The 14,447-nt window shown below is 51.3% G+C and carries 11 protein-coding genes; 7 read left to right on the forward strand and 4 right to left on the reverse strand.

Translation table 11 applies throughout. The features are described from left to right. Nucleotides 1-30: 30 nt before the first annotated feature. The 3 genes from HA050_RS01380 to gmk all read right to left on the reverse strand — a co-directional run bounded on the left by HA050_RS01380 (nt 31) and on the right by gmk (nt 3,280). Entirely contained in the window at nt 31-2,220 is a 2,190-nt protein-coding gene (locus tag HA050_RS01380) for a RelA/SpoT family protein (protein ID WP_099397959.1), read from the reverse strand. Nucleotides 2,221-2,271: 51 nt separating this feature from the next. After that, nucleotides 2,272-2,478, reverse strand: a complete 207-nt coding sequence (rpoZ, locus tag HA050_RS01385; RefSeq protein WP_046351075.1) for a DNA-directed RNA polymerase subunit omega — start codon at nt 2,476-2,478, stop codon at nt 2,272-2,274. 178 nt (nt 2,479-2,656) lie between these two features. Next, nucleotides 2,657-3,280, reverse strand: a complete 624-nt coding sequence (gmk, locus tag HA050_RS01390) for a guanylate kinase (protein WP_439898213.1) — start codon at nt 3,278-3,280, stop codon at nt 2,657-2,659. A 286-nt stretch (nt 3,281-3,566) separates the two neighbouring features. Between gmk and HA050_RS01395 the strand changes: the two genes are divergently transcribed. From HA050_RS01395 to HA050_RS01425, 7 genes are all read left to right on the forward strand, one after another. Further along, nucleotides 3,567-5,033 carry an efflux transporter outer membrane subunit gene (locus tag HA050_RS01395; RefSeq protein ID WP_166821119.1) on the forward strand — a complete coding sequence of 489 codons (1,467 nt, stop codon included), beginning with the start codon at nt 3,567-3,569 and terminating at the stop codon, nt 5,031-5,033. A gap of 142 nt (nt 5,034-5,175) precedes the next feature. Beyond that, nucleotides 5,176-6,279, forward strand: coding sequence for an efflux RND transporter periplasmic adaptor subunit (locus HA050_RS01400; RefSeq protein WP_205836246.1), 1,104 nt, complete (start codon nt 5,176-5,178; stop codon nt 6,277-6,279). Between the two features lie 450 nt (nt 6,280-6,729). Next, complete coding sequence (locus HA050_RS01405) at nt 6,730-9,798, forward strand: efflux RND transporter permease subunit (RefSeq protein ID WP_166821122.1); 3,069 nt, start codon at nt 6,730-6,732, stop codon at nt 9,796-9,798. Nucleotides 9,799-9,957: 159 nt separating this feature from the next. Next, nucleotides 9,958-10,539, forward strand: a complete 582-nt coding sequence (locus HA050_RS01410) for a flavodoxin family protein (protein WP_166821125.1) — start codon at nt 9,958-9,960, stop codon at nt 10,537-10,539. Continuing rightward, the gene (locus tag HA050_RS01415; RefSeq protein WP_166821128.1) at nt 10,536-10,790 is read left to right on the forward strand and encodes a hypothetical protein; all 255 of its coding nucleotides are present in this window, start codon (nt 10,536-10,538) and stop codon (nt 10,788-10,790) included. The genes HA050_RS01410 and HA050_RS01415 overlap by 4 nt, the downstream gene beginning before the upstream one ends. After that, nucleotides 10,783-11,334, forward strand: coding sequence for a GNAT family N-acetyltransferase (locus HA050_RS01420; protein WP_240928941.1), 552 nt, complete (start codon nt 10,783-10,785; stop codon nt 11,332-11,334). Before HA050_RS01415 ends, HA050_RS01420 begins: the two co-directional genes overlap by 8 nt. 2 nt (nt 11,335-11,336) lie before the next feature. Continuing rightward, nucleotides 11,337-11,927, forward strand: a complete 591-nt coding sequence (locus HA050_RS01425) for a GNAT family N-acetyltransferase (RefSeq protein ID WP_166821134.1) — start codon at nt 11,337-11,339, stop codon at nt 11,925-11,927. Here HA050_RS01425 and HA050_RS01430 read toward each other — a convergent pair. Beyond that, nucleotides 11,846-14,404: an EAL domain-containing protein gene (locus tag HA050_RS01430; protein WP_166821137.1), complete on the reverse strand. Its 2,559-nt coding sequence runs from the start codon at nt 14,402-14,404 to the stop codon at nt 11,846-11,848. The two genes, HA050_RS01425 and HA050_RS01430, sit on opposite strands and share 82 nt — an antisense overlap. Between the last annotated feature and the right edge of the window lie 43 nt (nt 14,405-14,447).

Below are 14,447 nucleotides of genomic sequence, written 5' to 3' on the forward strand. Positions count from 1 at the left end.
GAAAGTAAAAAGAAATATGCCCCTGCGCTCTTATGAACGCATTCTTTGAATGCGATAGGCCGAAGGCAACTGGCGCAGGTTTTTCATTACCTTGGCCAGATGCGTGCGATTGCTGACCTGCAAGGTAAACTGAATCTGCATATAGCGCTCAGAAAAGCCCTCAGGCTCTTGCGTAGCCACTGCTGTGATATTGGCATCGGCCTCTGCAATAGCCGTAGCAATCGCCGCCAGGGTACCCCTGTCGTTTTGCGCCAGAATACGTACAGGCACATCAAACAGGCGATTTACATCGGCATCCCATTCCACATCGATCAGCTTTTCGCTATCAATGCGGCCATGGGCAATTTGCGGGCAATCATGGGTATGAATCACGAGGCCCTGATCTTTTTTAACAAAACCTAAAATTGGATCGCCCGGAATCGGGTTACAACATCGCGCACACTGAATCGCCATGCCTTCACTGCCGCGCACAGCCACGGCAGCTACTTTGCGCCCGCCAGCTAATTCTTCCTGCCAATTACCGGCCAATTGCAATAAACGCTTGGCCACAACCATCGCCAGCCGTTTACCAAGGCCTAGTTCAGCCTTTACAACTTCACGGGATTTCTCGCCATTTTCTTTTAAATAGCGCTCCCACACATCATCACTCACCTGCTGCAAAGGCTGATTCAGGCTGGCAAAACCCTGAGCCAGTAAACGATCGCCCAGTAATACAGATTCTTCAAAGCGCAGGCTTTTCAGGAAATGACGAATATGCGAGCGTGCCTTGCCCGTAGTCACAAAGGTGAGCCACGATGGATTTGGACGTGCATGCACAGCAGAAACGATTTCTACCTGATCGCCATTTTTTAAGCGGGTGCGTAATGGTACTAATTCATGATTAATTTTTGCGGCAATACAGCTGTCGCCAATATCAGAATGCACGGCATAGGCAAAATCAACACAACAGGACCCTGCTGGCATATTAAAAATCTTGCCCTTAGGCGTAAATACATACACCTGATCGGGAAATAAATCGACTTTAATATGCTCTAAAAATTCAACCGCATCTCCTGATTCGGTTTGCATTTCTAATAAAGATTGCAGCCATTGATGGGTTTTTTTCTGTACATCAGAAAAACCTTCGTCGCCGCTTTTATACATCCAATGGCTGGCCACGCCCGCATCGGCAATACGGTGCATATCGCCCGAGCGAATCTGAATTTCAATCGGCGTGCCATAAGGACCAAAGAGCGTGGTATGCAGGCTTTGATAGCCATTGGCTTTGGGAATCGCAATATAATCTTTAAATTTGCCTGGAATTGGCTTAAACAAAGCATGCAATGCGCCCAGCGTGAGATAGCTGGTGGGCACGTCTTTGACAATGACTCTAAACGCATAAATATCCAGCACTTCAGAAAAACTAAGTTGTTTTTCCTGCATTTTGCGATAAATGCTATAGAGGTTTTTTTCGCGGCCCGTTACGCTGGCTTCAATTTTAGCTGCGGCCAGTTTGTCTTTAATTGAATCTAATATCTTGCCCACCACTTCGCGGCGATTACCACGGGCGGCTTTTAATGCCTTGGATAAAACACCATAGCGATTAGGGTGCAGATATTTAAAAGCAAGATCGTCTAATTCCTGATACGCGCTATTCAGGCCAATACGATTGGCAATGGGCGCGTAGATTTCCATTGTTTCACGGGCAATCCGCTTTTGCTTATCCGGACGCATAGCATCCATGGTGCGCATATTATGCAAGCGGTCAGCCAGCTTAATCAGCATCACGCGCAAATCACGCGCCATCGCCAGCAGCATTTTGCGGAAATTCTCGGCCTGTGCTTCTTCTTTACTTTGAAACTCCAGCTTGTCGATTTTGCTCATGCCATCGACCAGCTCGGCAACTGTTTTACCAAACTTTTCAGTCAGTTCAAGTTTGGTAACACCGCTGTCTTCCATCACATCGTGCAGTAAAGCGCCAGCCAGCGCCTGAGCGTCGAGCTTCCATTGGGTAAGAATGGTGGCGACAGCAAGCGGATGAGAAATATAAGGCTCACCAGAGCGGCGAACCTGGCCCCGGTGCGAGGCATCAGCAAAGCAAAAAGCCGCAGCCAGAAACTGCCGGTCTTCCAGCTTTAAATAGGAGGTATTCAGGGAAAGAAAGCGATTTGCATCGGCGAACACTTCCGGGGCGGTACTCGCCAACTCGGGTAAATCAATATCTGCCAGCAGCATTTCCATAATCGGGCCCAAAATAAAACAGGCCCGGCATACAGCCGGGCCGGAAGAAGCTTAAGAGCGCTTAATCAGAATATCGCGGCTAACCAAACCTGCGGCCACTTCACGCAGTGCAAGTACAGTTGGCTTTTCACGGCCATTGTGCTCGATCTGTGGAGTAGAACCATTTGCAATTTGGCGAGCGCGATAAGCTGCTGCTAAGGTCAAATCAAAACGATTTTCGATGCGGTTGAGGCAGTCGTCTACGGTAACTCGAGCCATGGCGTTGTCCCTGGAAATAATATGGATGATGCGCACAACCGTGCGACTAACCCTTTATTCTATCAGAAAACCATGCAATCCGTCAGCGATTAGCCCCGGCCCCCGCAAAAAACAGCTTATCACGCCATCAGGCAAGCACTGCGGGCATGGCCAATGCCTGCCGCAGCAGGCTGAATCATTACGCTTTTAAGCTGCTGATCAGGATTTGATGACGCGTGCTCTGACGATGCAGCTTCAGACGCTCTGCCCTTACTGCGCTCACGATATCGCGCACTGCTTCATCAATATGCTCGTTCACAATCACATAATCGAACTCTTCAACGTGGCTGATTTCTTCTTTTGCCACACGCATCCGGCGCTCAATCACTTCATCGCTGTCTTTGCCACGGTTTTTCAAACGCTGCTCAAGAATCTCCACCGAAGGTGGCAAAATAAACAGACCAATCGCTTCCGGGAACAGGCGGCGAACTTGCGCAGCACCCTGCCAGTCGATTTCTAAAAGAATATCGCGGCCAGTCGCAATGGCCGTATTAATCCATGTTTGCGAAGTGCCGTAATAATTACCATACACCTCGGCGTGCTCCAGAAAATCACCGTTATGGATCATTTGCTCAAACACTTCACGGCTTACAAAATGATAATCCTTTCCGTCTACTTCTCCTGGGCGCGCGGCACGGGTAGTGAAAGATACTGAAAGCTGTACATTTTGGTCTGCGGCAAGAAGCGCTGCGACCAGTGTGGTTTTTCCAGCACCTGAAGGCGCAGTCACCACAAAAAGATTACCTTTTGCCATCGAACAAATCCTGTAATAAAACTACACGAAGATTAGCATTAGACGCCAAATCAGGCGAGCGCTTGCCACATTTAAATTTACAGCACGGGGCAAGATAAATGATTAGCCCTGATTATTAAAACATAAGCATGCACTGCACACGCAACAATATTTCTTCACATGTAAGAATAAAAATATACTTAACAAAAATCAAACCTTAGTTGCCTGACACTGGCGACTCAATTAGCATACTGCTGGGCATAAATCGTGCCAAAAAAATAGTATCATTCCAACCGTATGTCGCCTGGGGTTTTGTATGTTGCCTGCATTACACAGCCTGACCATCAAGCAACTGCACTGGGTAGCCAGCCTCAGCCTGCTAGCTGGCTGCGCCGTTAATATCCCCAAACCCACTCCTCAGGAATTAGCCCCGGCCGCAACCGAATGGAATAGCCCTCTTCAGAGTAGTGCTTCTGTACAAAATAGCTGGGCGAGCTGGCAAGATGCAAGCCTGAATACTTTACTCGCACACACACTCGCCTCCCACCCCAATATCGCGCAGGCCAAGGCCAAAATTAACGAAGCACGCGCAGAGGCGGCCGCCATCGGCGCACACCTTTGGCCGAATATCAGCGCCACGGCTGGATATAGCCGCGGGATGAACTCGCTGCCCAATGCGGAATCAGCTAAAAACTTAGCCAATGCAGGGTTGGATGCACGCTGGGAGCTTGATCTTTGGGGCGGCATTGCCGCAGCCCGGCAAGGCGTTTATGCCAACCTGAGCAGCAATGAAAACGCCTACGAGCAGGCTGCGGCCAGCCTGGCAGCGGAGCTGGCTAACACTCTGACCGCTTACCGGGCGTGCAAAGGGCAAGAGGCCATATCGGCACAGATTTTAGAATCCCATATCCTCAGCGCCAGACTGATGCACAGCAAGCTGGATGTGGGCCTGGCCAGCCTTGTGGATGCGGCCAAAAGTGATCACGAGCAGGCCGAAGCCCGCTTTCAGGCCAGCGATATCGCGACTCAATGCGGCGTAACGCTCAAAGCCCTGGTCGCCATAACCGGCTTGCAGGAAGACGCCCTTAAAACCATGCTTGCGCCAGAGGCAGGCATGATGCCCGGCCGCCCCGCGCTGGCAGTTAAAAGCATCCCGGCCGAAGTGCTTGCAGACCGGCCAGATATTAAAAGCGCCGCCTTATTACTGGAAACAGCCGCAGCAGAAGTGGCCGTCAAAGAAGTGGCCCGTTATCCATCGGCCTCTTTACTCGGCATGATTTGCGTGGGCTGCCAGCTCAGCGAAGGCATTAATTTAGACAGCCGAAACTGGTCGTTTGGCATCAGCTTGAATATCCCCGTGTTTAATGCAGGTGAGCTGAGCGCAAAACAAGATGCGGCCATGGCCCGCTATCAGCAAGCGATTCACAGCTACCAGCAGCTGGCCAGGCAGGCGGTGCGGGAAATAGAAGAAAACATGCTGCGTCTGGATGACAGCCAGCGCCGCACCCAAGTACTGCAACAGCAGCTCAGCCTTGCCCGCGTACAGCTCAAAGCCAGCCAGGCACTTTATAAAGCCGGCAGCGCCAGCCAGCTGCAAACAGCAGAAACAGAGCGCTATGAGCTGGCCGCCCAAAGCCGCCTGCTCACTCTGCAAAGAGAACAAAGCGCCAACTGGATTGCACTTTACAAAGCGCTGGGCGGAAAAGCGCCGAATAATGCTGAACAAAAAGATCAGCAGGCACAGAGCGCAGTAATAACAAAAAGCACACAAAACAACAGGTGAACCGGCTTCACAAGGCATGCAAGCCGCTGCACAGCACCCGGTTTGTTACACCAGCAACATTAAACATCTGGCCGTACCCGAAGCACCGTACGCCGGATAACAAATACACCAAAATGCCCCCGATAAATTGGAGCTGCACCCCATGCGTATCCTCAAGCAACACCCCAAGCTGACTGCGATCTGCGCCGGCCTTGTGCTTTGCGGGGTGATCGCACTGATTGCCATGCCTAAAAGCATTGCCAAGGCCACCGAAGCCACACGGCCCGCGATGACCGTAACGGTGGTTTCACCAGCGAAGCAAACATGGCCGGTGGTCGTGAATGCCAATGGCAATATCGAGGCATGGCAAGAGTCCGTCATTGGTGCAGAAATTGGCGGCTATGCACTGGCCGAAGTGCAGGCGCAAATCGGCGATGTGGTGAAGCGGGGCCAGGTATTGGCGCAGTTTTCCAGCGACACGCTCAAAATCGAGCTGGCTCAGCAGCAAGCCGCCCTGGCAGAAGCAGAATCGGCATGGAATGAAGCCACAGATAACGCCGGGCGCATTCGCAAGCTCGACAGCAATGGCGCACTCAGCAGCCAGCAAATCCAGCAATCTGTCTTACAAGAACAAGCCGCAGCAGCCCGCCTGCAAGCCGCCAAAGCGCGCCTTGCCGCGCAGCAATTACGCATCAAACAAAGCCAGGTAAGCGCCCCGGATGATGGCGTGATCTCTGCCCGCAGCGCCACTGTGGGCGCGGTTGTGCAGCCCGGGCAAGAGCTGTTCAGATTAATCCGGCAAAGCCGCCTGGAATGGCGGGCCGAAGTCAGTGCAATTGATGCAGCGCGGATCAAAAACGGCCAGCAAGTCAGCCTTACCCTGCCCAATGGCCAGTCAGTAAACGGCAAAGTCCGCAAAGCCGCCCCCACCGTGGATGCCCGCACGCGCAATTTGCTGGTGTATGTGGATCTGCAAAATACCTCACTTGATACCGCCAAACCCGGCATGTTTGCCAAAGGCGCATTACAAACCGGCCAGGGCGATGTGCTCACCCTGCCCGGCAACAGCATCGTCATGCGCGACGGCTTCGCCCATGTATTTGTGCTGGGCGCAGCCAGCAAAGTCAAAATGCAGCGCGTCACATTAGGCCGGCAAGACAGCCAAAGCGTGGCCGTCAGCGGCATCAGCAAAGACGCCAGAATCATCGCCAGCGGCGCAGGGTTCTTAGCCGACGGCGATGTGGTGAAAGTAGTGGCTGCTAAATAACGAAACCCAAACTACAAAACCCAAATTTTGAAACACGGAAGCTACAGGAAACACGGCGCTTCACGGAGAAAAACAAGGCTTGAATTAAGTTACGTTGAAGGGTTTCAGTATTTTAAAGCCCAGCAATTTGGATTTATATCGCAGCTTGTTGCACAGGGCTTACATCTCCCCTTAAAACACGCCGTAGCAAGGAACAAGCAGGGCGGGGTTTCGGCCAGAGACAGCGAGGCACGAGCGAGTCTTGCCTGCCGCCACCTTGATGGTCCACAACGAGGGTCCTTCGTGCTTTTGGTGTTGCGGCTTTGCTTCCTTTCTTGGCCGTTCAAGAAAGGGAATCCCTGCGGGGATGCCGCAGCAAAATCAATGTGCCGAAGGCACTGCATTGTTATTTTTGATTTGCTAACAGTACACGGGTATACGCCCCCTAAGCCACGCCCTTAAGGATAAGTAATGAATTTTTCTGCCTGGTCGATCAGAAACCCCATCCCGGCCATTATGTTATTTGTCTTACTGTCTTTAGCCGGTGTGCTGTCTTTTCAAAGCATGAAGGTGCAGGACTTCCCGGATATTGAGCTGCCAATGGTCACCGTAACGGCCATCCAGCCCGGGGCTGCGCCAGCTCAGCTGGAAAGCGAAGTGGCCAGAAAACTGGAAAACTCCGTTTCTGCCTTACAAGGGGTAAAGCACGTTTACAGCAAAATTCAAGACGGCACCGTCATGCTCACGGTGGAATTTGTACTTGAAAAACCCACCAATGAAGCCGTAGAAGACGTACGAAATGCCATCAGCGGGGTACGCGGGGATCTGCCCAGCGATCTGAAAGACCCCATTATCGGCAAGGTAGAATTCTCCAGCGTGCCGTTTCTGGTTTTCACCGTTGCATCCGGCACCTTAGGCGAAGAAGCCCTTTCCTGGCTGGTGGATAACAAAATCAGCAAGGAAATCCGCTCTGTTTCCGGTGTGGGCAAGTTCTCCCGCGTCGGGGGGATCAACCGGGAAATTCGCGTAGAAATCGATCCTGCAAGGCTGGCGGCACTGAATGTCAGTGCCGCCGAGGTTTCCCGCAGCCTGGCACAAACCCAGCGGGATTCATCCGGCGGGCGCAGCGATCTGATCGGCAGCGAGCAGGCAATCCGCACGCTGTCTACCGTGCAAAGCGCGGGCGAATTAGGCCAGATGACCCTCCCTCTGAACGATGGCCGCAGCATCCGCCTCGATCAGGTTGCCACCATTACCGACACCACAGCCGAGCGCCGCTCGATTGCTCTTCTCGATGGCAAGCCTGTGGTGGGTTTTGAAATCAGCCGCTCACGCGGAGCAAGCGAAATTGAAGTCGCCGCAGGCATTCACGCGGCGCTGGCAAAGATCAAAGCCGCCAATGCGGGCCTCACCATTACCGAAGCCTACAATATGGCCGAGCCGGTGCAGGAATCCTTTGACGGATCGATGAAGCTGCTATGGGAAGGCGCCCTGCTCGCAGTGCTGGTGGTATGGTGGTTTTTACGCGACTGGCGCGCCACCTTGGTTTCTGCCGCCGCCTTACCGCTCTCTATCTTGCCGGCCTTTATTGGCATGGCTTACCTGGGATTCAGCCTGAACACGGTCACGCTGCTGTCTTTGGCGCTGGTTGTCGGGATTCTGGTAGATGACGCAATTGTAGAAATCGAAAACATTGTCCGCCATTTACGCATGGGCAAATCACCGTATCAGGCCGCCATGGAAGCGGCGGATGAGATTGGTCTTGCCGTTATTGCCACGACATTTGCCCTTGTTGCCGTGTTTTTGCCCACCGCCTTTATGGCGGGCGTACCCGGAAAATTCTTTAAGCAATTTGGCTGGACAGCCGCGCTGGCGGTCATGGCATCCCTGATTGTGGCGCGATTACTTACGCCAATGATGGCGGCATACCTGCTCAAACCCATCACCCATGAGCATAAAGATGGCCGCATGATGCAGGGTTATTTAAAGCTGGCGCACTGGTGTTTAAGGCATCGCAAGCTGACAACGGTCTTCTCTTTGCTGTTTTTTATAGGCTCGCTGATGCTGGTGCCGCTGCTGCCCACCGGCTTTATTCCTCCCGATGACCGGTCGCAAACGCTGGTTAAAATTGAATTACCGCCCGGTGCCACGCTGGAAGAAACCAGCAGCGTAGCCGAGCGCGCCCGCCTGCTGCTGGCTAGCGAAAAATCAGTGATCCGCATCTATACCGCCATTGGCGGCGGCGGCGCAGGTGCCGATCCTTTTGCTGCGGGCATTACCGAAGTCAACAAAGCGAATCTCACCTTAACACTGAGCGGGCGCACAGAGCGGGATAAAAAAATCATCATTGAATCCCGCTTACGCGATTTACTTAAAGATATTCCAGGCGTACGCCTGAGTGTGGGTCTGGGCGGATCAGGTGAAAAATTTCAGCTGATTTTGCTGGGTGATGATCCGGCAACCCTCGTTGCCACCGCACAAAATGTAGAACGCGATATGCGCACCATTCAAGGCGTGGGTGCGGTGACCTCAAGCGCCAGCCTGGTGCGCCCCGAAGTCAGCATCCGGCCGGATCTGGCCCGGGCGGCCGATTTAGGCGTCAGCATCAGCAGTATTTCGGACACCATTCGTATCTCTACGGTCGGCGATTTTGATACCCAGGTCGCCAAGCTTAATCTGCCCGAGCGGCAAATCCCCATCGTTGTGCGCCTGCCCGACAGCACGCGCAAAGATTTAGAACAAATCAAACTGCTGAAAGTGCCGGGCAAAAATGGCGATGTGATGCTGAGCGAAGTAGCCAGCGTTGAGCTGTCTTCCGGCCCCAGCCAGATTGACCGCTACGACCGGGCAAGAGACGTGATTTTTGATATCGAGCTGAGCGGACGCTCGCTAGGGGATGTGAGCGCAGAAGTCGATAAGCTGCCCAGCCTGCTGCAACTGCCCAAGGGGGTAGAGCGTGCCGCCTTTGGTGATGCAGAAGAAATGAAAAAACTCTTCGCCAGCTTTGGCATTGCCATGCTCACTGGCGTGCTCTGCATTTATATGGTGCTGGTGCTGCTGTTTAAAGATTTTATGCAGCCCGTCACCATTCTGGCGGCTTTGCCTTTATCGATTGGCGGCGCATTTTTGGCGCTCTTAATCGCGCAAAGCTCATTCTCAATGCCCACGCTGATTGGCTTGATTATGCTCATGGGCATCGCCACCAAAAACTCCATTTTGCTGGTCGAATACGCCATCGTCGCCCGCCGGGACGGCATGAGCCGCTTTGACGCGCTGATGGACGCAGGCTTAAAACGCGCCCGCCCCATCGTCATGACCACCATTGCCATGGGCGCAGGTATGTTGCCGATTGCACTGGGCATCGGCATCGACCCCAGCTTCAGATCGCCCATGGCCATTGCCGTAATCGGCGGCCTGATCACCTCCACCCTGCTCAGCCTCCTGGTGGTGCCAGTGGTATTTACCTTTGTGGATGATTTTGTGCAGTGGCTTAGCAAGCACAGGAAGGGCAAGGCAGGAGCGAGCCCGGCAGAAAGCTGAATCCAGCCAGCAGCCCATGTCGGGTTACGCGATAAAGCCGCTAAGCCGGCCTGCGGATCTGCAGGACATCGTATTTGCAGGTCGTTTAGCTATGCGTTACCCGACATGCACTGCCACTTCATCAAACCTAAACTCTGAAAAATCACCAGGTTCAACCCCATGCCATCCATCGTCATTATTTACCACTCAGCAAGCGGCACGACGGCACAATTGGCTGATGCCATTTTTGCCGGTGCTCAGGAGCTGGCCACGCCATCGGTTTACCGCATCAGCGGTACAGAAATCATTGCCGGGCGCTTTAAAAATGAAGAAATCTGGGCGCAACTCGATCAGGCTGACGCGATTATCTTTGGCAGCCCCACTTATATGGGCGGGCCTTCGGCACAATTTAAAGCGTTTGCCGATGCCTCGGGGGAGCGCTGGAGCCAGCGCGCCTGGGCAAATAAAATCGCAGCAGGTTTCACCATTGGCAGCAACTTAAACGGGGATCAATTTAATACCCTGCTCTCATTGAGCGTGCTGGCGGCTCAGCACGGCATGCTCTGGTGTGGCGTGGATATTCCTGGAGGTTATGACGAACAAGGCCGTAACCGGCTGGGCACTCAGCTAGGGGTCGCAGCACAAAGCAATGATGGACAAGTGAATGCCATTGATTTAATGACTGCGCATTATTTAGGTATGCGCGTCGCGCAAATTGCCCTGAAAATGGGCAACAAACCCATACCCAAGGACACCCCATGAAATACATCGCACTAAGAGTTCGTACCGCCATGCTGGTTCACGGCTATACCGCCGAGAACAAGGAAATCGTCGAAGAATTCCATGATGAACCTTTCTTAGAAAAACTGATCGCGATTGAGCGAATTCAATCTGTTACCGAAAAATATCTGCTGGTCAGCTCATCGCATGGCCGGGTGATGTATTGGGAATATGAGGGCGATCTGGATTCGATTGCACAAAGATTAAATGCGGCGGGCTTACTTGTTGCCTGATCATACTCAGCCCCTCTTCCCTGTCATTCAAACCCCGCGCTTAAACCTGCGCGAGCTGGTGGAGGACGACGCGCCAGCGATCTTTGCCATTCATAGTGATGCAGACGCCATGCGCTGGTTTGGCTGCGATACCATGGCGGATCTTGCTGCAGCAAGCCAGTTGATTAAGGTTTTTGCAAGCTGGCGCACCATGCCCAATCCTGGCACGCGCTGGGGCATTGAATATCAGGGGCAAATTGTTGGCAGCTGCGGGATGTTTAAGTGGGATAAAAATGCAAAGCACTGCCATCTTGGCTACGAGCTGGCACAAAGCCACTGGGGCCAGGGCCTGATGCGCGAAGCTTTGCTGGCTATCCTTACCTGGGGCTTTGAAAATATGGCGCTTAATCGAATCCAGGCACAGGTACACCCGCAAAACAGGGCTTCGATTAAATCACTGGAGTCGCTTGGTTTTGTGCAGGAAGGCTGCTTCAGGGAAGCAGGATTCTGGCATGGGCAGCACCATGATTTATTGCAATACGCGCTGCTCAAAAGGGATTGGTAAGCATGAGAGCGCTGAGCACCACCGATCTGATTTTAGAACCGCAAGCTGCAGCCCATGCAGATGAAATGTTTGCCGTGCTGAGCGATCCGGCCATTTACGAGTTTGAAAATGCACCGCCGCCTTCTGCAGACTGGCTGCGTGCCCGCTTTAGCAGGCAGGAAACCAGAAGATCCCCCGATGGCAATGAACAATGGCTGAACTGGGTGATCAGGCTTAATACGTCACAGCAATCAGCGGGCTATGTGCAGGCTACGATTACCGGCCAGCACGCCCTTATTGCTTATGAATTATCGAGCCAATATTGGGGCAAAGGCATTGCGCGGGCGGCAGTCAGTATCGTACTGCAAGAATTAGCCCGGCATTATGGGATCAGGCAGTATTTTGCTATTTTGAAACAGCGCAATTTTCGCTCTAAAAAACTGCTCGACAGGCTGGGCTTTGTGCAGGCATCAACCGGTCAATTAAGCATGTTAAACCCGGATAAAGATGAAAACGCCATGGCCCTCAGCGTTCAGGCAAGCGGCCCTGCTTTACCCGTGCCACACCACGCTTGCGGCCATTCTTCCAAAGGCGCGGGGCGGCCAAAGTGGTAGCCCTGCGCGCGCTGGCAGCCCAGCTCGTATAATCTTTGGGCTTGCTCGGCGGTTTCTACCCCTTCAGCCACCAGAGGCACATCAAACCCTGCAGCAAGGCGGATAATCGCGGAAATAATGGCTTCGCTCTTATGATTATCCAAAAAGCGGCTGACAAAAGACTGATCAATTTTCAGGCAGTCAAAGGCAAACTGATGCAAATAAGACATCGATGAATAGCCCGTACCAAAATCATCAATCGCAATAGATACTCCCAGATTTCTGATCCGCCCAATCAAAGTGGCAATCACATTACTGTCTTCAATCAAAATAGATTCAGTAATTTCCAGCGTTAAATTATGGGGGGGCAAATGATACTCAAGCAGGATGTTTTCCAGATTCTGATAAAAATCAGACTGAATCAGCTGCCGCACAGAAACATTGACATGCACATCAAAATCACTGGCCCAGCCATTTTTTAAACGCCCGGCAATCTGGCGGCATGATTCACGCAACACCCAATTACCAATTTGTAAAATCAAACCTGATTCTTCAGCTAAGGGAATAAACACACCGGGTGCAACCAAGCCACGCTGGCCGCTTTGCCAGCGCACTAAAGCCTCTGCCCCAATCACCTGGCTGTCATTTAAACTGACAACAGGCTGAAAATAGATTCTGAATTCATTTTTTTCTATGGCTGCATTTAATTCAGCAATTAAATGTATTTTTTTAGCTGATTGCTCAGCCATGCTGCCCTGAAATACTTCATAAGAAATCGGGCCTTTTTCTTTAGCCTTACTCAGTGCCATGCTGGCATTGCGCATATTTTCAATCAAATCGTCATGGTTAAAAGGGGCGCAGACTACACCCAAACTGGCTGTAATCAAAACCTCATCATATTGCAAATTAAAAGACTGCGAAAAACTGCCCTGAAAACTGTTAATTAAATGATCGAGGCTGGTTTGATTAAAATCGACAGGCAGGCACACCACAAATTCTGTTTCTGCCACACGGGCAAACAAGGCTTTTTCCGGCAAATGCGGCTTCAGATTATTGACAATAGCACAGAGCAATTCTTCGCCCTGTTCATAACCAATACTGTCGTGAATACTGCGGTAATTATCCAGACCAATCAAAAACAAAGCATCCCATTTCATATCTGGCGTTTTTTTAACCAGCTCCAGCATTTCCTCAAGCAAGCCTTCCCTGCTCAGCAGCCCGGTAATATGATCATGGCGGATACGGTAATTAAGCTGATCAAAAGAGCAGGACAAAGCATTCGACATTTCATCAAATGCATTGGCCAGTAATTTGGTTTCTTTAAGCTGCAGCCCGCCAGCAATCGTAGGCTGCCACTCTTGTTTTGCCAAAAGCCGGGCGGTTTGTGCTGCAAGCAAAATAGGCTTTGTAATGCTGGCAATGGTTTTCCATGCCACCAGAGCAGCAAACAAACCAATGCTTAATACAATAATAAAGGTAATCAGCATATCTTTTTTAAGCGTGCCTAATAAATCACGCTCCGGGATTAAAACAACAATACGCCAATTTAAACCATTACCATCCACTACCGGAGAAACACGGCCATATATTTTTTCACCATTCAGATTAAATTCGAAATCTTTCACATCTTTTTTTAATAAAAGCGGCGCACTGGTTTTTACCATCAGATTTGAGCTGTCTTTAGGTTTAAGCAGCTTGGCACTTTCCTGATTTGGCAATTTTAATAAGGGCATGCGGGGCAAAGGGTCTTCATGGGTAGAGTGCGAAATAAGCTCGTTATTTTCCCCAACAATATAAATTGCACCATGGCCCAGATTAGGGCTGGCCCGCAGATAGCCATCAAAATTATCCAGCTTAATATCGCTGGCCACAACGCCAATAAAATTAGCAGCCCCATCATATAGCGGGCTGCTGAAAGAAACGGTAATCCCCTGTACTGCATCGTAATCCTGATAAGCCGCTGTCCAGGATGGTTTTTTACTTTTTCCAACCGGGGCATACCATGGCCTTGGCCTTGGATCATAATGTTCAAATTGATTTAAAATGGGATCAGACGATTGCAAACCTTTATAAAAATTTAAATAACCATTCGTTCTGCTGTCTTTAAGCAGCAGAGAAAATTGATTGGTTAAAATCTCCCGGCTGATTGCAATATATTCACCATGCACAGAGCCAAATGAAATCAGGCTCAGTTGTTTCTGATCGGGGAAAATCTCGCCCAAAATATGGGCAAACGGCACTTCAAATTGTGATAAATCCTTATCTAAAGGCGAATACTGCTCTCTCATCAGCACGGCCACCATTCGGTTGGCCAGCGCCGGGGCACGCAAAAAAACATTTAAATCGCTGCGCACAGCCGCTACTTCAGCCGAAATCACTTTGCTGCTTAAATCTTTAAGCATTTTGGATTGATTGCGCATTTGCAAACTAATAATCGAACCCAGCGTTAATGCCAGCATAATGATAAAAGTAGCAGTAACGGCAAACTGGAGTGACACCCTTCCGCGCAGTTTCAAATTTTCTAGTCCCAAAGCATGCCTC

The organism is Iodobacter violaceini, from assembly GCF_011601265.1.
GTDB classification, from domain to species: Bacteria; Pseudomonadota; Gammaproteobacteria; order Burkholderiales; family Chitinibacteraceae; genus Iodobacter; species Iodobacter violaceini.